An 18,810-nucleotide genomic window follows, 5' to 3' on the forward strand; every position below is an offset into this window, starting at 1 on the left:
ATGAGTCAGGTTAATTATGCCCGCCGACGCAAGCCCATAGAGGCTATCGGTCTAAGACTCATCTGGAAATATGTACCGGTTTCTGGTGGACTGGGTGTTCGAACCGATGATCGCGTAGGGAGTTGTAACAGCGCGTTCACGCGGGGGATTTAAAGTAGGTACACAACCTGATGAGGAGACAGGCCATGACCTTGCAAGATAGCAGCAATGCCAAGATTGAAGTGATCCGCCAGCCGCAGCAACTGCCATGCTCGTACATCGATGCCAAGGGCCGCGAAGTGCAGATTACCGAAGAGATGATCCAGCAAGCCTGCAGCGAGCTGGAACAGCGTCTGGTCAAACCTGCCCAGCAAGGCTGATACGCCCGCGCTCTTTAAGACCCGGCCCAGGTGGCCGGGTTTTTTATGAGTGTCTACAGGGCTTCGGCGCCCAAGGCCGAGACGATAGCGGCCAGCGCCGCCGACTCACCGTTGATCCGCACCTTCAAGCCGTCAATCTCACGCCGCAGCGGATAGTGCTTGCGCAGCAGGTCGAATGCCTTGCGCTGTTCCTCCACCGTGCCGACCAGGCTGCGGCGGAAGTCCGCATCGTCACGGCGCGGGTCGTACACACTGCGGCACAGGGTCGCCAGTGCCCAGGCAGGATCAGTGGCTGCGTTAAGATGCACTTCGGCCAGCCACGGTGCCGGCAATAAATCACTCAACTGAACACTCGGCTCCTGGCCCAGGTGCGCGCAGAACGCCTGGTAGATCTGCGCCGTGCCGCGCTGCTTGCCATCGAGGCTGTAGCCGGCGATATGCGGCGTGGCCAGCACGCACAGGTCAGCCAGGTCGACATCCACCTCGGGCTCACCTTCCCACACGTCCAACACGGCTTGCAGGTCGTCACGGGCCAGCAGCACCTCACGCAGGGCGGCGTTGTCCACCACCGCACCACGGCTGGCATTGATCAGCCAGGTACCGGGCTTGAGCTGCTCCAGGCGCTGGCGATCCAACAAGTGCCAGGTGGAGCCATTGCCCGATTTGGTAAGCGGTGTGTGCAAGCTGATCACGTCGCACTGCTCGATGATCTGCTGCAGGCTGACGTAGTCACCATCCTCAGTGATCTGGCGCGGCGGGTCGCAGACCAGCACGTTCCAGCCCAGGCCCTTGAGTACCTTGACCAGCCGCCCGCCGACTTCACCGGCCCCGACCACGCCATAGGTGCGCTGGCCAAGCTCGACGCCTTCGATTTCGGCCAGGGTCTGCAAGCTGCCAAGCACGTAGTCCACGACGCCACGGGCATTGCAGCCCGGCGCGCTGGACCATTGGATATCTGCCTGTTTGAAGTAGTCGAGGTCCAGGTGGTCGGTGCCGATGGTGCAGGTGCCGACGAAACGTACATTGCTGCCTTCAAGCAAGGCACGGTTGACGTTGGTCACCGAGCGCACCAGCAGCACGTCGGCCTGCGCGACGGTGGCGCGGTCGATGGACCGGCCAGGCACACGGCGAATCTCGCCAAACCCTTCGAAGAATGCATCGAGCAGCGGGATATTTTCGTCGGCAACAATCAGCATGGCAGGCTCCTTTGGCGGATCAGCAGTGTACAGGCTTGTGAGGATCCAATGTGCGAGGGGGGTGCCTGCATGGTCGCATTACAAATCAGCAACACAGGTTTTTTCCTGACCGCTGCGTCAAAGCGTAGAATCCGCCGTCCTTGCGACTGCCTTTTGATTGGACACCTGTACGTGAACACTGCCACCGCTACCCTCTCCCGCCCCGCGCGCATCAGCCGGGAAGTGCGCGGCCTGCTGACGCTGGCCTTGCCGATCATGATCGGCCAACTGGCAACCACCGCGATGAGCTTTGTCGATGCGGTGATGGCCGGGCGTGTCAGCCCCCAGGACCTGGCGGCGGTCGGCCTGGGCAACTCGATCTGGATCCCGGTGTACCTGCTGATGACCGGGACCTTGCTGGCCACCACGCCGAAAGTTGCCGAGCGCTATGGCGCGGGCAAACTCACCGAGATCGGGCCGTTGGTGCGCCAATCGTTGTGGTTGGCCGTGGTGGTCGGCCTCTGCGGCGCGCTGTTGTTGCTATGCGCCGAGCCGATCCTGCATGCGATGAAGGTCGAGCCTGACCTGATCGAGCCGTCCATGGGTTACCTGCATGGCATCGCCGCGGGCATGCCGGCGATTGCGCTGTATTACGTGCTGCGCTGTTTCAGCGACGGGCTGGGCCGCACGCGGCCGAGCATGGTCATGGGCCTGTGCGGCCTGGCGCTGAATATTCCGTTGAACTACATCTTCATCTACGGCCACCTCGGCCTGCCGGCCATGGGCGGTGTTGGCTGCGGCTGGGCCACGGCGATTGCGATGTGGGTGATGATGCTTGGCCTGGCCGGCTGGACGCGCTGGGGCCCGGCTTACCAGAGCAGTGAATTGTTCAAGCGATTCGACTGGCCGCAGTGGACGGTGATCAAGCGCATATTGGGCATCGGCCTGCCAATTGGTGTGGCGATCTTCGCCGAGTCGAGCATTTTCGCGGTGATTGCCCTGTTGCTCGGCAGCCTCGGTGCTACCGTGGTGTCCGGCCATCAGATCGCACTCAACGTCAGCTCCCTGGTGTTCATGATCCCCTACTCCCTGAGCATGGCCGTGACCGTACGGGTCGGCCAGGCCCTGGGCCGTGGCGAGCCCCGCGAAGCGCGCTTCGCTGCCGGGGTCGGCATGGGCACCGCATTGGCCTATGCGTGCCTGTCGTGCAGCCTGATGCTGGTGTTTCGTGAGCAGATCGCAGCGATCTATACGCCGGACCCGGTGGTGATCCACCTGGCCTCGATGCTGATTGTGTTCTCGGCGCTGTTCCAGTTCTCCGACTCGATCCAGGTCACCGCGGCCGGCGCACTGCGCGGCTACCAGGACACCCGGGTGACCATGGTGCTGACCTTGTTCGCCTACTGGGGCGTAGGGTTACCGGTGGGTTACGCCCTGGGGCTGACCGACTGGCTCGGCGAGCCCAGCGGCCCAAGCGGCTTGTGGCAAGGGCTGATCGTCGGCTTGAGCTGTGCGGCGGGGATGTTGCTGGTGCGCCTGGCGCGCAGTGCACGCCGACGCATTCACGCAGACAAGGCGAGGGGTTAATCGAGCTTCTTGCGGATCCAGTACAGATAGGTACCTGCCTGCTCCTGCTGGTCCACCAGTTCGTGGTCAAGAAACACACAGAACTTGGGGATATCACGGCGGGTCGACGGGTCGGTGGCGATCACCTTGAGCAAGCCGCCCGCCGGCAGGTCGCGGATATGCTGGTGCAGCATCATCACCGGCTCCGGGCAGTTGAGCCCGGTGGCGTCGAGGGTGCCGTCTACGGGTAAATCAACACTCATACTTCACTCCTGAAACAGGCCCGCTCTTATGTTGGGAGTGGGCTTGCCCGCGATGACGTGGGCACATTCAACATAGATTTCGACTGTTATACCGCTATCGCGGGCAAGCCCGCTGCCACATTTTGATCTCAGCGGCTTTTGGATTTCTTTACGTCTACCAGGCGGCGCAGGTGGCACGTTACTTCCTCGCGGTCGTGGTAAAGCTGCTTGCACCCGATCTCCACACGTATGCCGCGTGCTTTGAAGCCCTCTTCGATGCGCTCCAACAGACGCTTTACTTCGGCGTAACGCTGCTTCATCGGCAGCTTGAGGTTGACCACCGCCTCACGGCAATGCCCCTCGCCGATCCAGGTTTCCAGCAGCGCCGCATTACGCGCCGGCTTTTCAACGATATCGCACACCATCCAGTCCACCGGTTGCTTGGGTACGAAGGTGAAACCGTCGGCCATCAGGTGTTGCACCAGGCCGGTGTCCATCAGGCTTTCGGCCATGGGGCCGTTGTCGATGGCGGTCACCAGCATGCCGCGGTTGACCAGTTGCCAGGTCCAGCCACCCGGCGCTGCGCCGAGATCAACGCCGGTCATGTCGCCGTGCAAGCGCTCGTCCCACTGGTCACGGGGGATAAAGTGATGCCAGGCCTCCTCCAGTTTCAGGGTCGAACGGCTGGGCGCGTCACGTGGGAACTTGAGGCGCGGGATGCCCATGGGCCACATCGCCGAGTTGTTCGACTCGGCCAGGCCCATGAACGCTTCGCGGCCGCTCTTGAAGGTCAGCAGCAGGCGCGGCTTGCTCGGGTCGTCCACCAGCCGGCCAGCGCCCAGCAGGGCTTTGCGCAGGTGCACTTCGAATTTCTTGCAGAAGTTTGAGAGTTCCTTGCCGTCATTGGTATCGACCATCTCCAACCACAGGCTACCGCACACCGGGAAGTCGCGCAGGTGGGTGAGGATCACGCTGATGCGGTCGGTTTCCGGCAGGTCGATAAACACCCCACGCGCCCACTGCCTGGGGAAAATCAGCTCGGCAAAGCGCTGGCCGTGCATCAGGCGCTGGGCGCCGTCTTCCTCGGTGCAGACAAATTCGGCGCAGGCGCTGCCGGTCTTGGCCTTGGCGTAGCCGGAAACGTTCAGGCGCGCGGCGTGTTCCGCGATCTCGGAACAGACTTCGCCTTCAAAGCCGGGGCGGCAGTGCATAAAAAGGGTGTTCATCAACTCTCCTGGTGAATCAACTGACCTTGCGCTATCGCAATGCCTGTCATGAAAACGCGCGCATGATAGCCGAGTTCGGAACCTTGGGCTCGGCGATAGAGTCCAGTTATTAGCTTGCTATTGAAAACAGCGCTAACGTGATAGCTCTGTTCGTCCCGTCAGGTCCGTAGCCGTGCGGACCATAAGGAGTCATGTAATGTCATCCCTTGATAGCCTGAGAACCCTAAAAACCCTGGAAATAGACAGCAAGACTTACCACTACTTCAGCCTGCCCGAAGCCGCCAAGAGCCTGGGTGACCTGGATAAGCTGCCGATGTCCCTCAAGGTGCTGCTGGAAAACCTGCTGCGCTGGGAAGACGCCAAGACCGTCACCGGCACCGACCTCAAGGCCATCGCCGCCTGGCTTAAAGAGCGCCAGTCTGACCGCGAGATCCAGTACCGCCCCGCCCGTGTGCTGATGCAGGACTTTACCGGGGTGCCCGCGGTGGTTGACCTGGCCGCCATGCGCGCCGCCGTGGCCAAGGCCGGTGGCGACCCGCAGCGTATCAACCCGCTGTCGCCGGTGGACCTGGTGATCGACCACTCGGTGATGGTCGACAAGTTCGGTAGTACCAGCGCCTTCGAGCAAAACGTCGATATCGAAATGCAGCGCAACGGCGAACGCTACGCCTTCCTGCGCTGGGGCCAGAGCGCCTTCGACAACTTTAGCGTGGTCCCGCCGGGCACCGGCATTTGCCACCAGGTCAACCTCGAATACCTGGGCCGCACCGTGTGGACCAAGGAGGAAGACGGCCGCACCTACGCCTTCCCAGACACCCTGGTCGGCACCGACTCCCACACCACCATGATCAACGGCCTCGGGGTACTCGGCTGGGGCGTGGGCGGGATCGAAGCCGAAGCGGCGATGCTCGGCCAACCGGTGTCGATGCTGATCCCGGAAGTGATCGGCTTCAAGCTCACCGGCAAGCTCAGGGAAGGCATCACCGCCACCGACCTGGTGCTGACTGTCACGCAGATGCTGCGCAAGAAAGGCGTAGTGGGCAAGTTCGTCGAGTTCTACGGCGACGGCCTGGCCGACCTGCCCCTGGCCGACCGCGCCACTATCGCCAACATGGCTCCGGAATACGGCGCCACCTGCGGCTTTTTCCCGGTCGACGAAGTGACTCTGGATTACCTGCGCCTGTCCGGCCGGCCGGCTGAAACGGTGAAATTGGTGGAAGCCTACACCAAGGCCCAGGGCCTGTGGCGCAACGCTGGCCAGGAGCCGATATTCACCGACACCCTGGCCTTGGACATGGGCAGCGTCGAAGCCAGCCTCGCCGGGCCCAAGCGCCCGCAAGACCGTGTATCCCTGCCAAACGTCGGCCAAGCGTTCAGCGATTTCCTCGACCTGCAATTCAAACCCACCAGCAAGGAAGAAGGCCGCCTGGAAAGTGAAGGCGGTGGCGGTGTGGCCGTGGGCAATGCCGACCTGGTCGGTGAAACGGACTATGAATACGACGGCCAGACCTATCGCCTGAAAAACGGCGCCGTAGTGATCGCTGCGATTACCTCATGCACCAATACCTCCAACCCCAGTGTAATGATGGCTGCCGGGCTGGTGGCTAAAAAAGCCGTGGAAAAAGGCCTGACCCGCAAACCTTGGGTCAAGACCTCGCTGGCCCCAGGTTCCAAGGTGGTCACCGACTACTACAAGGCCGCGGGCCTCACCCAATACCTCGACAAGCTCGGCTTCGACTTGGTGGGCTACGGCTGCACCACCTGTATCGGCAACTCCGGGCCGTTGCCCGAGCCTATCGAAAAAGCCATCCAGAAGGCCGACCTCGCCGTGGCCTCGGTGCTATCGGGTAACCGCAACTTCGAAGGCCGCGTGCACCCGCTGGTGAAAACCAACTGGCTGGCCTCGCCGCCCCTAGTAGTCGCCTATGCGTTGGCCGGCACTGTGCGCATCGACATCAGCAGCGAGCCACTGGGTAACGATCAGAATGGAAACCCGGTGTACCTGAAGGACATCTGGCCCAGCAGCCAGGAGATCGCCGACGCGGTGGCCCAGGTCAGTACCAGCATGTTCCACAAGGAATACGCCGAGGTGTTTGCCGGTGACGAGCAATGGCAGGCGATTGAAGTGCCACAAGCGGCAACCTACGTGTGGCAGAAGGATTCCACTTATATCCAGCACCCACCGTTCTTCGACGACATTGCTGGACCCCTGCCGGTGATCAAGGACGTCAAGGGCGCCAACGTGTTGGCCCTGCTGGGGGATTCGGTGACCACCGACCACATCTCCCCTGCCGGCAATATCAAGACCGACAGCCCGGCCGGGCGCTACCTGCGCGAGCAAGGCGTGGAGCCGCGTGACTTCAACTCCTACGGCTCACGCCGGGGCAATCATGAAGTGATGATGCGCGGCACCTTCGCCAATATCCGTATCCGCAATGAAATGCTTGGCGGCGAGGAAGGCGGCAATACGCTGTATATCCCCACCGGCGAGAAGATGGCGATCTACGATGCTTCAATGAAGTACCAGGCCTCAGGCACGCCGCTGGTGGTGATCGCAGGGCAAGAATATGGCACCGGCTCCAGCCGTGACTGGGCAGCCAAGGGCACCAACCTGCTGGGGGTCAAGGCGGTGATCGCCGAGAGTTTCGAGCGCATCCACCGCTCCAACCTGGTGGGCATGGGCGTATTGCCGTTGCAGTTCAAGCTGGACCAGAACCGCAAGACGCTCAAGCTCACCGGTAAGGAGAAGATCGACATCCTCGGGCTGACCGATGCAGAGATCGAACCGCGGATGAACCTGACACTGGTGATTACCCGGGAAGATGGCAGCAGCGAGAAGGTTGAGGTGCTGTGCCGGATTGATACCTTGAATGAAGTGGAGTACTTCAAAGCGGGTGGGATCTTGCACTACGTATTGCGGCAGTTGATCGCGTCATAAGCAACACCGCAAACCAATGTGGGAGGGGGCTTGCTCCCGATGGCGGTATGTCAGGTTAAATATCTATACCTGATCCACCGCTATCGGGAGCAAGCCCCCTCCCACATTTGGCTGCATTTCAAGTCAAGAAATCACAATCAGCCGAACAACCACTTCCACAACAGCACCAACACCACCACCGCCAGCACCGGCCGCGCAATGCGGTAGGCCTTGGGATGCTTGCGCTTCCACTGTTTGACCTGGCCACTGAACTTGTCGCTGAACGTCTTGCTCCAGGCATAGGCCTGGTTGATGCCACCCACGCGTTCGTCATCGAGGTTCTGCGGAGCGGTAGCCCGGCCCAGTTGCTTGCTGACCCAGCGGTTGATACGGGTCATCAGGCGGCTGCTCAATGGCCGCTCGATGTCGCAGAACAGAATCACGCGGGTCTGATCGGTTTCGTTCTTGACCCAGTGCACGTAGGTTTCGTCGAACATCACATCTTCACCGTCGCGCCAGGCGTAGACCTGGCCGTCGACGAAGATGCGGCAGTCGTCGGAGTTCGGCGTGGACAGCCCCAGGTGATAGCGCAGGGAACCGGCAAACGGGTCGCGGTGAGGGTTGAGGTGGCTGCCGCCCGGCAACAGCGCGAACATCGCGCCCTTGACGGTGGGGATGCTGCTCACCAGCGCCACGGTCTTGGGGCACAACGCCTCGGCCGATGGCAGGGGTTTGTCGTACCACTTGAGGTAGAAGCGTTTCCAGCCCTTCTTGAAGAACGAACCGAAGCCGGCGTCGTTGTTCTTTTCGGCAGCGCGGATGTAGCCCTCGTCGAACAGGTGCATGGCCTCTTCGCGAATCACTTCCCAGTTGTCCTTTAGCACGTCCAGTTCCGGGAACTTGCTGCGATCCAGGTAGGGCTTGGACGGCACCGCGGAGAACAGGTACATCAGGGCGTTATACGGGGCGAACAGCGCCGAATGGTTGACGAATTGGCGCAACATCGGCAAACGGGCCTTGCCGCGCAGGTGGACATACAGCGTGCTGCCAATAAACAGCAGCAACACCGACAGTTTGGTGGCCAAGGAAAAGGTCATGCAGCAACTCCTGGAAATAAGCGCCTGGCCAGCAAACTTCCGTCAACGGAAACCAGACGTAATAGCCGGCCATGATAAACACTTGGAGCATTATGCAGAAGGCCCAGGCCGTCTGGCTGATCTGGATCAACACGCCTTCCCTCTGTAGGAGCGAGCTTGCTCGCGAAGAACCTCAACGATAACGCGGGCTTACTGATACAACGTGGCGCTCTCAGGTTTTTCGCGAGCAAGCTCGCTCCTACAGTCAGGCCTGGTTTTCCTGGTCGGTAAACAAGTCGCTGAACAACATGCTCGACAGGTAGCGCTCACCGGAGTCCGGCAGGATCACCACTATGGTCTTGCCCTGCATTTCCGGCTTCTCGGCCAGGCGTACCGCCACGGCCATGGCGGCGCCGCAGGAGATACCGCACAAAATGCCCTCTTCCTGCATCAGGCGCAGGGCCATGGCCTTGGATTCTTCGTCGGTCGCCAGTTCCACGCGGTCAACCATCGACAGGTCGAGGTTCTTTGGCACAAAACCGGCACCGATGCCCTGGATCTTGTGCGGGCTGGGCTTGATCTCTTCACCCGCCAACGCCTGGGTGATCACCGGCGATACCCTCGGCTCGACGGCCACCGACAGGATCGGCTTGCCCGCCGTGTTCTTGATATAGCGCGACACACCGGTGATGGTGCCGCCGGTCCCTACCCCTGCCACCAGCACGTCCACGGCGCCGTCGGTGTCGTTCCAGATTTCCGGGCCGGTGGTTTTCTCGTGGATCGCAGGGTTGGCCGGGTTATCGAACTGGGCCGGCATGAAGTAGGTGGTCGGATCGCTGGCGACGATTTCGCCGGCCTTGTCGATGGCTCCTTTCATGCCTTTGGCCGGCTCGGTCAGCACCAGTTCGGCACCGAGCGCCTTGAGCACTTTACGGCGCTCAAGGCTCATGGACGCTGGCATGGTCAGTAGCAGTTTGTAGCCACGGGCGGCAGCGACAAACGCCAGGCCGATACCAGTGTTGCCGGAAGTTGGCTCGACAATGGTCATGCCAGGCTTGAGCTTGCCGCTGCTTTCCGCGTCCCAGATCATGCTCGCGCCAATCCGGCACTTCACCGAATAACCGGGGTTGCGCCCTTCGATCTTGGCCAGGATGGTCACGCCACGCGGTGCGATGCGGTTGATCTGGACCAGCGGCGTATTACCGATGGAGTGCGCGTTGTCTGCAAAGATACGGCTCATGACGGGTCCTATTGACGGCTTTGAAGAAGGCCCCAAGGGTATGCCTCGTACTTCAACGCGTCCAGACGGTGGAACGTTGCGTTCATCAGAACAGTCAATCTCCTACAAGCAAGGAGAACCAACCCATGAAACGTCGCTACAGTTGGCCGTTATGGACAATCGCCGCGCTGCTGGTGCTGCTGGTTGCCCTGGACCTGGCCCTGCCCTACCTGGTGCGTAACTACCTCAACGACAAGCTCGCCGACATGGGCGATTACCGTGGCCAGATCACTGACGTGGACCTGGCGCTGTGGCGTGGCGCCTACAAGATCAACGGCCTGCAGATCGTCAAGGTCGACGGCAAAGTGCCGGTGCCCTTCGTCAAGGCGCCGCTGATCGACTTGTCGGTGAGCTGGCATTCGCTGTGGTACGACCATGCGGTGGTGGCCGAGGTGGAGTTTCTCAAGCCTGAGCTGAACTTCGTCGATGGCGGTGCCAACAAACAGGCGTCCCAAACGGGTAAGGGCACCGACTGGCGAGCGCAGTTGAGCAAGCTGCTGCCAATTACCCTGAACGAAGTGCGCATCCGAGAGGGCAAGATCGCCTTCCACAATTTCAGCTCAAAGCCGCCGGTCAATATCAATGCGACCTCGGTCAATGCCAGCCTCTATAACCTGACCAATGTGGTAGACGTTGAAGGCAAGCGCGACGCCAGCTTTGAAGGCAAAGCCCTGCTGCTGGGGCAGGCGCCGCTGGAGGCCAACGCGACCTTTGATCCGCTGAGCAATTTCGAAGACTTTGAGTTCCGCTTCCGCGCCAGAGACTTGCAACTCAAACGCATGAATGACTTCGCGTCCGCCTATGGAAAATTCGACTTCAAGGCCGGCACCGGCGATGTGGTGATCGAAGCCCAGGCTGAGAAAGGCCAACTGAGCGGTTATATCAAACCATTGCTGCGTGACGTAGAAGTCTTTGACTGGCAGCAGGATGTTGAGAACAAGGACAAAAATATCTTTCGCTCAATCTGGGAAGCGGTGGTCGGCGCCAGCGAGACCGTGTTGAAAAACCAGAACAAAAACCAGTTTGCGACCCGGGTAGAACTCAGCGGCAGCGTGCATCAGCAAGATATCAGCGCCTTTTCCGCGTTCCTGGCGATTTTGCGCAATGGCTTCATCCAGGCCTTTAATGCAAGGTACGAACAACCCAAGCCCAGCGCGGACTAAAAAATGTGGGAAGGGGCTTGCCCCTCTCACATGTAGCGCACTGGTCAACGGAAGTGACCGGCCATTCAGAGACTGAATAACCCGTCTGCGTTCACAGTCGCCAGGGCTGCGCGGTATAGTCCGGACATTGATGAATTCGAGGAATGACCGATGAAGTTCGAAGGCACCCAGGCCTATGTGGCTACCGATGACCTGAAACTGGCCGTCAACGCCGCCATCACCCTGGAGCGGCCGCTGCTGGTCAAGGGCGAACCGGGCACCGGCAAGACCATGCTCGCCGAGCAACTGGCCGAATCCTTCGGTGCCCGGCTGATCACCTGGCACATCAAGTCAACCACCAAGGCCCATCAGGGCCTGTACGAGTATGACGCGGTCAGCCGCCTGCGCGATTCGCAACTGGGTGTGGACAAGGTTCACGATGTGCGCAACTACTTGAAGAAGGGCAAGCTCTGGGAAGCCTTCGAGTCCGAAGAGCGGGTGATCCTGCTGATCGATGAAATCGACAAGGCCGATATCGAGTTCCCCAACGATCTGTTGCAGGAACTCGACAAGATGGAGTTCTACGTCTACGAGATCGACGAGACCATCAAGGCCAAGAAGCGCCCGATCATCATCATTACCTCCAACAACGAAAAAGAGCTGCCGGACGCCTTCCTGCGCCGCTGCTTCTTCCACTATATCGCCTTCCCTGACCGCCCTACCCTGCAGAAGATCGTGGATGTGCACTACCCGGACATCAAGAAGGACCTGGTCAGCGAAGCGCTCGATGTGTTCTTCGATGTACGCAAGGTGCCGGGCCTGAAGAAAAAACCGTCCACCTCCGAACTGGTGGACTGGCTCAAGCTGCTGATGGCCGACAATATCGGCGAAGCGGTGCTGCGCGAACGCGATCCTACCAAAGCTATCCCGCCGCTGGCCGGCGCCCTGGTCAAGAACGAGCAAGACGTGCAACTGCTGGAACGTCTGGCCTTCATGAGCCGTCGCGGTAATCGATAATGTTGCTCAACCTGTTCAATGAAATGCGTGCAGCCAAGGTACCGGTGTCGGTGCGCGAGCTGCTCGACCTGATCAACGCGCTGAAACAACGCGTGACCTTCGCCGACATGGACGAGTTTTACTACTTGGCCCGGGCGATCCTGGTCAAGGACGAGCGGCATTTCGACAAGTTCGACCGCGCCTTCGGGGCCTACTTCAACGGCCTGGAGAAGCTCGACGACCACCTGCAGGCGCTCATCCCCGAAGATTGGCTGCGCAAGGAGTTCGAACGCTCCCTGAGCGATGAAGAACGCGCGCAGATCCAATCCCTGGGCGGCCTCGACAAGTTGATCGAGGAATTCAAGAAGCGCCTGGAAGAACAGAAAGAACGCCATGCCGGCGGCAACAAATGGATCGGCACCGGCGGCACCAGCCCGTTCGGTTCCGGTGGCTACAACCCCGAAGGCATTCGTGTCGGTGACGCCGGCAAGCGCCAGGGCAAGGCGGTGAAAGTCTGGGACCAGCGCGAGTACAAGAACCTCGACGACCAGGTGGAACTGGGCACGCGCAACATCAAGATCGCCCTGCGCCGGCTGCGCAAGTTCGCACGTCAGGGTGCCGCCGAAGAGCTGGATATCGACGGCACCATCGACCACACCGCCCGCGACGCCGGGTTGCTGAATATCCAGATGCGCCCCGAGCGCCGCAATACCATCAAGCTGTTGTTGCTGTTTGATATCGGCGGTTCGATGGACGCCCATGTGAAGACCTGCGAAGAGCTGTTCTCAGCGTGCAAGACCGAGTTCAAGCACCTGGAGTACTTCTACTTCCATAACTTCGTGTACGAATCGGTATGGAAGAACAACCAGCGCCGCACCTCGGAGCGCACCTCCACCCAGGACCTGCTGCACAAGTACGGCGCCGACTACAAGGTGATCTTCATCGGCGATGCAGCCATGGCGCCCTATGAGATCACCCAGGCCGGCGGCAGCGTCGAGCATTGGAACGAGGAGCCTGGGTATGTGTGGATGCAACGCTTCATGGCCAAGTACAAGAAGCTGATCTGGATTAACCCGTACCCCAAGGACACCTGGGGCTATACCGCATCGACCGGGATCGTGCGGGAGCTGGTGGAGGATCAGATGTATCCGCTGACCTTGCGCGGCCTGGAGGAAGGCATGCGCTTCCTGGCCAAATAAGCCGCCTCGGAAGGCCCTTTACGGCCGATTCAGCACCGGTTTGCATGGTGGTGTCGACGGTGTGGGCCTGCACGCATCATGCCAGCCGAACAGCAGGAAGTTACTGGAGAACCGCCGCACCAGTTCCGCATCGACGCCATTGACGCGGCCGTCGTTGTTCACGTCCTGGCTGATATGGGCGCCATCGGCGGTGCCCACCTCGTTGGTAAAATAAGCCGCTGTGTAGGCCAGTGACTCATCATCGAGCTGCCCCTCACCTTGGTGAAAATGCAGGCGCACGGTATCCGGTATGCCGTTGGCATCGAAGTCTACGGCAAACACCATCAGGTATTTATCGGCGGCGCCGTCCTGGCTGAACCAGTTGAACTCGAGGAATTGCTGGGCGAACTCCAGCGCCATGGCTGCATCCAGCGTGTCAGTGACACCGTTATGGTTGATGTCGTCAGCCAGCTTCCAATCAAGCCTGCCATCACCCTTCATATCCACCACTGCAGCCGCCATGGCAAGGGGCTGCGCGAGTGTGTCGTCGTAGAAGTCCAGGCAGACCACGTCGGGCCTGGCGTTGTCGGTAATATCGTAAGCACGCAGAATCAAGAATCGCATAATACAAACTCGTAACAAGAAGAGCCCACAGGCTCCCATTGCTGCGACTCGAGGTCGACGGCCTCAAGCCGTCAGGGCAAGTCAGGCAATTCTGGCGTGCCTGTCCGGCCGAGCAGTGGTTTTTGGCCCATAGGCTCGATTACGTGTACCTGCGAATGTTGCGAGGCGTGGAGCAAGGGAAGCGGTTCTTTTCCCAATAGTGGCTGGAACCTGTAGTCGGTAGTCCCGACTGCAGGCATTTCACTCAGCAGTGCTCGCTGTCTACCCAGGAAAACTTTAGGAAGCGCGCGGCGAACTGTTTGACCAACTCCGTATCCTGGCGGTCCACTTTTCCATCATTGTTGACATCCTGATGGATCGAAACACTGGCGCCCAGGCCATTTCCGTCACTGTAAACCGCCGCCGAATAGACCAGGGTATCGTCCCGGGCCACGCCGTCGCCCTGATGGAAGTGCAATCGGACCGTGTCGGGAATCCCGTTGTTGTCAAAATCCCCCGCAAACACCTTCAAGTACTTGTCAAAAGGCGCATCGACGCTGAACCACTCAAACGCCAGGAACAACTGGGCAAACTCAAGTGCCATCTGCCGGTCGAATGTATCGACAATACCATCTTGATTCATATCATCGGCCATGACCCAGTCAAGCTTGCCATCATCCGTAATATCGAAGGCCGTCGCCTTATAAGCCAGCGCAGGCGTGCAGGTGTCGTCATAAAACTCCAGATAGACAACATCGGGAATGTCGTTATCGAGTATGTCCTGAGCAAAAATCTTCAAGTAACGCATAACAAAGCCTGATAGTGAATGACACGATCAGGCTTGCATGGAGAGGCGATCGAACAAAGAAGGCAAACATCGGGCACGCGTAGGAATAACCTTAAGATCGTCCCCCGCGCTCGGCGTAGGGACGATCAGGGGCGGTGTTATTTAAATCGGCGCAGATATTCGTTGTGCTGCCGATGCGCCGTCTCTTGTACCACCGGCGCCAACCTGATTTTCTCCCCCGGCAAACACTGTGCCAGGCGCGCCAGCGCCAACGGCGTCAACGCACCCAGGCGCGGATAACCACCGATAGTTTGCCGGTCATTGAGCAATACAATCGGCTGCCCGTCCGGCGGCACCTGGATCGCGCCCAGTGGGATACCTTCGGAAATCAACGACGGCCCCTGGTAGTGCAGCGGCGTACCGAGCAAGCGCATGCCCATGCGGTCGGCCCGGCTGTCCAGGACCCATTCGGTGTTGAACGCATCAAACAGGCTCTGCCCGCTGAACTGGCCGATCTGCGCACCGATGATCACGTCCAGGGATGCAGCGGATGGCAAATCCGGGTTGGCCAGCACTTTCATCGCGCCCCCGGTCCCGGAATAGGTCAACCGCGCGCCTTCAGCCAAGGCTTTGCCGAAACCGTCCACCCCGCCCATCGCCTCACGCACCACCGTGGCGCAACTGCCGAGCACGTGCGGCGCATCGAACCCGCCCGGCGCCGCCAGGTAAGCCCGTGCCCCACTGAATGGCTGGGTAAAGCGCAAACGCTGACCCTTTTGCAGGATAAAACTGCGCCCGGGGCTGATGGCACGCTCATCGATATACGCGCCCAGGTCCGCACCGGCCAAGGCCAGCAGACAATAGTCCTCGGCCTGCACGGTAAAGCCGCCGAGGGTGACTTCCACCACAGGCGCATCCAGGGCGTTGTCCAGCAGCCAATTGGCCCAGGACATGGATACCCAATCCAGCGCGCCGCCCTGGGTTACGCCGAGGTGGCGCACGCCAAAACGCCCGGCGTCCTGCAACAGGCACAGCGGTGTGCTGGCCTCGATGATCAAGCCGCTCATGCCTGCGCCTCCAACGGCGTGTCATCGCCTCCCAGGTGGATAAATTCAGCGTGATTGACCGCTTCGAAGCGCACCGTGTCACCGGGCTGCATCAGGCTGTAGCCGTCGCGGTCGCGGTCGAACAGCTTGGCCGCAGTGCGGCCGATCAGGTTCCAGCCGCCCGGTGACACCACTGGGTAAGCAGCCGTTTGCCGTTCGGCAATGCCGACGCTACCGGCCGCCACGCGTTTGCGCGGGGTGCTGAGGCGCGGCGTGGCGAGGGTTTCGTCCACCAGCCCCATAAAGGCAAAACCCGGGGCGAAACCGAGGGCGAACACCTGGTATTCGTGGGCGCTGTGGCGGCGGATCACTTCATCCACCGCCAACCCGCTACGCTGGGCCAGCAGGGTCAGTTCCGGGCCGACACTCAGGTCGTACCACACCGGCAGCACATGGCACTGGCCGCTGCCCTGTGCCTGGGGTTGCAGATCGGTAAGGGCCTGGTCGATCAGTTCCCGGGCCTGGGCCGGGGTCAACGCCGTGAGATCGTAATGCACCATCAAGGTGGTATAGGACGGCACCAGGTCCACCAACGCGGGGCCGAATCCGGCCCGCAGGCGCTGGGTGGCGGCGAGCATCCACGGCATATTGGCTTCGGCAATCGCCTCAAACAGACGCACCATCAGACAATCGATGGCCACCACTTCAATGCGTGGCTTCATGCTGTCTTCAACGCCTCACGGATACGCTGCACCGCAGCCACCGAGCTGGCGTTGTCGCCATGCACGCACAAGGTATTGGCCTGCAATACCAGCGCACTGCCGTCGCTGGCGACCAGCGCCTCGCCAAGGGAAATGGTCAGGGCCTGCTGCACGATGGTGTCGGAGTCGTGATGCACCGCGCCGGGCAACTGGCGCGAAACCAAGTGGCCCTTGCTGTCATAGGCACGGTCGGCAAAGGCTTCGAACCACAACGTCACGCCGTATTCATCGGCCAATGCCTGGGCAGCGCTGTTGTCGCGCATGGCCAGCAGCATCAGCGGCAGGTCGCCGTAGGCGGCCACGGCCTGAATCACCGCACGCAACTGCGCCGGGTTGGCCATCATGTCGTTGTACATCGCGCCGTGGGGCTTCACATAGCTGACGCGACCGCCCTGGGCCCGGCAGATGCCGTCCAGCGCGCCGATCTGGTAGTGCAACAGATCCTGGATTTCCTGGGGCGTGTAGTGCATCGAGCGCCGGCCAAAGCCCTGCAGGTCTTGATAGGCCGGATGGGCGCCGACTTGCACGCCATGCTTGAACGCCAGGCTGACGGTCTTGCGCATGATGCTCGGGTCGCCGGCATGAAAGCCGCAGGCCACGTTGGCGCAGTCGATGAACGGCATGACTTCGGCGTCCAGACCCATGGTCCAGTTACCAAAGCTTTCGCCGATGTCGCAGTTCAAAAGCAGGCGGCTCACGCTGGTCGCTCCTGTAGGCTTTGTTTTTTTGTAGTGTGGGATTTATTACACAGAACTCGCAACTTGTCCTGGCACCCCTACGACGCTTATCGTGGAACAGCTCGATTTTTGGCGCTTGCCCGGTGCGACGTCCAACTAATAAAAACCGATCCATGCATAAGAAAAAGTTGATCCCATGAATTTGAAGTTCCTCGAAACCTTCGTCTGGGTGGCCAAGCTCAAGAGTTTTCGCCTGACTGCCGAGAAGCTGTTCACCACCCAGGCCTCGATTTCCAGCCGCATCGCGGTGTTGGAAAGCGAGTTGGGCGTGAAGCTGTTCCTGCGCGACTCCCGGGGCGTGAGCCTGACCCCGGAAGGCTTGAAGGTGCTCGATTACGCCGAGCAGATGATGGTGACCATGCAGGGCTTGAAGCAGTCCCTGGAAACCAGCAGCAGCAAGGTCGGGCGCATTCGCATAGGCGTGATGGACACAGTGATCCACACTTGGCTGAGCCCGTTGGTCGCGGAGTTGATGGATCATTTCCCCCTGGTGGAAATCGAGTTGGTCGCCGATACCGCGCTTAACCTCAGCGATCAGTTGCAAAAAGGTTTCCTCGACCTGATCCTGCAAACCGACCTGCTGCGCCTGGAAACCGTACGCAGCCTGGAACTGGCCAGCCACCCCATGGCCTGGATCGTTGCCAGCCAATCGATCTATCACCGCGACTACGCCTCCCTGGCCGAACTGGCCCAGGAGCGCATCATCACCTACTCGAAAAATTCTCACCCGCACCAGGACGTGATCAGCCTGATGCAGGCCAACGGCGTGGCCGCGCCACGGATGAACTGTGTGAACTCGGTGTCGGCGATTACCCGTTTGCTGCGCGATGGCTTCGGCATTGGCGCACTGCCGCCGGTACTGGTCAGCGAAAAACTGGCGCGGGGCGAATTGGTGATGCTGCCGATGGCCCAGCGCCTGCCGAACTTGCAGGTAGTGGTGTCATGGCGCGTGGGGGTTGAGTTGGTGGAGGAGATTGTGGGGTTGTGCCAGAAGGTGGTGGCCCGCTACGCCGAAGAAGTCGGCGAAGAGCGGATGCTACTAAGCCACTGACTAAACCGGATCCAAATGTGGGAGGGGGCTTGCTCCCGATAGCAGAGTGTCAGTCGATGAAGATGTTGACTGACCTGCGGCCATCGCGAGCAAGCCCCCTCCCACATTTGGCCGAGTTGGGCGTTAGAGGCCCTTGAGGTCCCGCTCTTCGATGGGCCGGCTCTGACGCAAGCGCCTGCCGCCCAACACCACCCAATCAATCAGTCGGTACAGGCATTCGATGCCAAACGACAACAGCATCGCCCCACCCAGGCCCCAGCCCATGGCTTCGGGTGTGAGCAAGATCTGGTAGCTGTAGCCATTCCAGGTTTCCTGGCGGATATCCGGGTCGGCGGCCACCGCCACTTGCAGCACGCGTATGTACCACGGGCCCTGCATGGCCTGGAATTGCTTGTCCAACTCAAGCTGGCGATCGAGCATCGCGCCCAGGCTGCTGGCGTCGCTCTGGAACACCGGGTCATCGCTGGCACGGTAATGGGCCACCAACGCTTGCATATCACCGTTGAAAAACTGTTGCGCCGTGGATTCAAAGCCGCGCAGGCCAGTCTGGGCCTCGATCAGGTGGGCTTCGACGCGCTTGGCGTAGTCGTTGATAAACCCCGGCACCTGCACGCCGATCAACAAGCCCATGGCAAACAGCACCAACCGCAGATAGCTAAGCAACATGGT

18 protein-coding genes are annotated in these 18,810 nt (G+C 60.5%); 7 read left to right on the top strand and 11 right to left on the bottom strand.

The features are described 5' to 3' along the window. Positions 1-185: 185 nt before the first annotated feature. Positions 186-359 carry a PA1571 family protein gene (locus QZR30_RS00140; protein WP_043047507.1) on the top strand — a complete coding sequence of 58 codons (174 nt, stop codon included), beginning with the start codon at positions 186-188 and terminating at the stop codon, positions 357-359. 53 nt (positions 360-412) lie between these two features. Here QZR30_RS00140 and pdxB read toward each other — a convergent pair whose 3' ends face one another. Continuing rightward, on the bottom strand, positions 413-1,555 hold the full coding sequence (gene pdxB / locus QZR30_RS00145; protein ID WP_046071488.1) for a 4-phosphoerythronate dehydrogenase PdxB: 1,143 nt from the start codon (positions 1,553-1,555) through the stop codon (positions 413-415). Between the two features lie 171 nt (positions 1,556-1,726). Here pdxB and QZR30_RS00150 point away from each other — a divergent pair, with 171 nt between their 5' ends. After that, a complete protein-coding gene (locus QZR30_RS00150) occupies positions 1,727-3,121 on the top strand; it encodes an MATE family efflux transporter (RefSeq protein ID WP_059397031.1) in 1,395 nt (464 codons plus the stop codon). Here the strand turns inward: QZR30_RS00150 and tusA are convergent. Beyond that, a complete protein-coding gene (tusA, locus tag QZR30_RS00155) occupies positions 3,118-3,363 on the bottom strand; it encodes a sulfurtransferase TusA (RefSeq protein WP_046071486.1) in 246 nt (81 codons plus the stop codon). The genes QZR30_RS00150 and tusA overlap by 4 nt on opposite strands. 128 nt (positions 3,364-3,491) lie before the next feature. Beyond that, positions 3,492-4,568, bottom strand: a complete 1,077-nt coding sequence (rlmM, locus tag QZR30_RS00160) for a 23S rRNA (cytidine(2498)-2'-O)-methyltransferase RlmM (RefSeq protein WP_046071485.1) — start codon at positions 4,566-4,568, stop codon at positions 3,492-3,494. Between the two features lie 196 nt (positions 4,569-4,764). Between rlmM and acnA the strand changes: the two genes are divergently transcribed. Next, a complete protein-coding gene (acnA, locus tag QZR30_RS00165; RefSeq protein ID WP_046071484.1) occupies positions 4,765-7,506 on the top strand; it encodes an aconitate hydratase AcnA in 2,742 nt (913 codons plus the stop codon). Positions 7,507-7,643: 137 nt separating this feature from the next. Here the strand turns inward: acnA and QZR30_RS00170 are convergent, their stop codons facing one another. Together QZR30_RS00170 and cysK are read right to left on the bottom strand one after the other, a co-directional pair. Further along, the gene (locus QZR30_RS00170; RefSeq protein WP_311902819.1) at positions 7,644-8,582 is read right to left on the bottom strand and encodes an aspartyl/asparaginyl beta-hydroxylase domain-containing protein; all 939 of its coding nucleotides are present in this window, start codon (positions 8,580-8,582) and stop codon (positions 7,644-7,646) included. Between the two features lie 244 nt (positions 8,583-8,826). Then, the gene (gene cysK / locus QZR30_RS00175) at positions 8,827-9,801 is read right to left on the bottom strand and encodes a cysteine synthase A (RefSeq protein ID WP_046071482.1); all 975 of its coding nucleotides are present in this window, start codon (positions 9,799-9,801) and stop codon (positions 8,827-8,829) included. 125 nt (positions 9,802-9,926) lie between these two features. Here cysK and QZR30_RS00180 point away from each other — a divergent pair, with 125 nt between their 5' ends. From QZR30_RS00180 to QZR30_RS00190, 3 genes are all read left to right on the top strand, one after another. Next, on the top strand, positions 9,927-11,003 hold the full coding sequence (locus QZR30_RS00180) for a DUF748 domain-containing protein (RefSeq protein WP_046071481.1): 1,077 nt from the start codon (positions 9,927-9,929) through the stop codon (positions 11,001-11,003). Positions 11,004-11,153: 150 nt separating this feature from the next. After that, the gene (locus QZR30_RS00185; RefSeq protein WP_034118675.1) at positions 11,154-11,999 is read left to right on the top strand and encodes an AAA family ATPase; all 846 of its coding nucleotides are present in this window, start codon (positions 11,154-11,156) and stop codon (positions 11,997-11,999) included. After that, complete coding sequence (locus tag QZR30_RS00190) at positions 11,999-13,177, top strand: vWA domain-containing protein (RefSeq protein ID WP_056847314.1); 1,179 nt, start codon at positions 11,999-12,001, stop codon at positions 13,175-13,177. Before QZR30_RS00185 ends, QZR30_RS00190 begins: the two co-directional genes overlap by 1 nt. Positions 13,178-13,195: 18 nt before the next feature. Here QZR30_RS00190 and QZR30_RS00195 read toward each other — a convergent pair whose 3' ends face one another. The 5 genes from QZR30_RS00195 to QZR30_RS00215 form a co-directional block, all read right to left on the bottom strand. Then, positions 13,196-13,780, bottom strand: coding sequence for a hypothetical protein (locus QZR30_RS00195; protein WP_046071479.1), 585 nt, complete (start codon positions 13,778-13,780; stop codon positions 13,196-13,198). 244 nt (positions 13,781-14,024) lie between these two features. Next, positions 14,025-14,567: a hypothetical protein gene (locus QZR30_RS00200; RefSeq protein WP_311902820.1), complete on the bottom strand. Its 543-nt coding sequence runs from the start codon at positions 14,565-14,567 to the stop codon at positions 14,025-14,027. A gap of 137 nt (positions 14,568-14,704) precedes the next feature. Beyond that, positions 14,705-15,613, bottom strand: a complete 909-nt coding sequence (locus QZR30_RS00205; protein ID WP_046071477.1) for a biotin-dependent carboxyltransferase family protein — start codon at positions 15,611-15,613, stop codon at positions 14,705-14,707. Then, on the bottom strand, positions 15,610-16,314 hold the full coding sequence (pxpB, locus tag QZR30_RS00210) for a 5-oxoprolinase subunit PxpB (RefSeq protein WP_046071476.1): 705 nt from the start codon (positions 16,312-16,314) through the stop codon (positions 15,610-15,612). The genes QZR30_RS00205 and pxpB overlap by 4 nt, the downstream gene beginning before the upstream one ends. Next, positions 16,311-17,051: a 5-oxoprolinase subunit PxpA gene (locus tag QZR30_RS00215; protein ID WP_046071475.1), complete on the bottom strand. Its 741-nt coding sequence runs from the start codon at positions 17,049-17,051 to the stop codon at positions 16,311-16,313. Before QZR30_RS00215 ends, pxpB begins: the two co-directional genes overlap by 4 nt. Before the next feature lie 175 nt (positions 17,052-17,226). Between QZR30_RS00215 and QZR30_RS00220 the strand changes: the two genes are divergently transcribed. Next, positions 17,227-18,141 carry a LysR family transcriptional regulator gene (locus QZR30_RS00220; protein WP_311902821.1) on the top strand — a complete coding sequence of 305 codons (915 nt, stop codon included), beginning with the start codon at positions 17,227-17,229 and terminating at the stop codon, positions 18,139-18,141. 123 nt (positions 18,142-18,264) lie between these two features. On the opposite strand, the gene QZR30_RS00225 is transcribed toward QZR30_RS00220, so the two are convergent. Continuing rightward, positions 18,265-18,807, bottom strand: a complete 543-nt coding sequence (locus QZR30_RS00225) for a DUF2937 family protein (protein WP_046071473.1) — start codon at positions 18,805-18,807, stop codon at positions 18,265-18,267. Between the last annotated feature and the right edge of the window lie 3 nt (positions 18,808-18,810).

It is taken from the genome of Pseudomonas sp. rhizo25, from assembly GCF_031931935.1.
GTDB lineage: Bacteria > Pseudomonadota > Gammaproteobacteria > Pseudomonadales > Pseudomonadaceae > Aquipseudomonas > Aquipseudomonas synxantha.

What these genes read in the sequence shown, in the direction of transcription:
- QZR30_RS00140 (WP_043047507.1), top strand. Translation starts at nt 186, where the DNA reads ATGACCTTGCAAGATAGCAGCAATGCCAAGATTGAAGTGATCCGCCAG.
- pdxB (WP_046071488.1), bottom strand. Translation starts at nt 1,555, where the DNA reads ATGCTGATTGTTGCCGACGAAAATATCCCGCTGCTCGATGCATTCTTC.
- tusA (WP_046071486.1), bottom strand. Translation starts at nt 3,363, where the DNA reads ATGAGTGTTGATTTACCCGTAGACGGCACCCTCGACGCCACCGGGCTC.
- rlmM (WP_046071485.1), bottom strand. Translation starts at nt 4,568, where the DNA reads ATGAACACCCTTTTTATGCACTGCCGCCCCGGCTTTGAAGGCGAAGTC.
- acnA (WP_046071484.1), top strand. Translation starts at nt 4,765, where the DNA reads ATGTCATCCCTTGATAGCCTGAGAACCCTAAAAACCCTGGAAATAGAC.
- QZR30_RS00170 (WP_311902819.1), bottom strand. Translation starts at nt 8,582, where the DNA reads ATGACCTTTTCCTTGGCCACCAAACTGTCGGTGTTGCTGCTGTTTATT.
- cysK (WP_046071482.1), bottom strand. Translation starts at nt 9,801, where the DNA reads ATGAGCCGTATCTTTGCAGACAACGCGCACTCCATCGGTAATACGCCG.
- QZR30_RS00180 (WP_046071481.1), top strand. Translation starts at nt 9,927, where the DNA reads ATGAAACGTCGCTACAGTTGGCCGTTATGGACAATCGCCGCGCTGCTG.
- QZR30_RS00185 (WP_034118675.1), top strand. Translation starts at nt 11,154, where the DNA reads ATGAAGTTCGAAGGCACCCAGGCCTATGTGGCTACCGATGACCTGAAA.
- QZR30_RS00190 (WP_056847314.1), top strand. Translation starts at nt 11,999, where the DNA reads ATGTTGCTCAACCTGTTCAATGAAATGCGTGCAGCCAAGGTACCGGTG.
- QZR30_RS00195 (WP_046071479.1), bottom strand. Translation starts at nt 13,780, where the DNA reads ATGCGATTCTTGATTCTGCGTGCTTACGATATTACCGACAACGCCAGG.
- QZR30_RS00200 (WP_311902820.1), bottom strand. Translation starts at nt 14,567, where the DNA reads ATGCGTTACTTGAAGATTTTTGCTCAGGACATACTCGATAACGACATT.
- QZR30_RS00205 (WP_046071477.1), bottom strand. Translation starts at nt 15,613, where the DNA reads ATGAGCGGCTTGATCATCGAGGCCAGCACACCGCTGTGCCTGTTGCAG.
- pxpB (WP_046071476.1), bottom strand. Translation starts at nt 16,314, where the DNA reads ATGAAGCCACGCATTGAAGTGGTGGCCATCGATTGTCTGATGGTGCGT.
- QZR30_RS00220 (WP_311902821.1), top strand. Translation starts at nt 17,227, where the DNA reads ATGAATTTGAAGTTCCTCGAAACCTTCGTCTGGGTGGCCAAGCTCAAG.
- QZR30_RS00225 (WP_046071473.1), bottom strand. Translation starts at nt 18,807, where the DNA reads ATGTTGCTTAGCTATCTGCGGTTGGTGCTGTTTGCCATGGGCTTGTTG.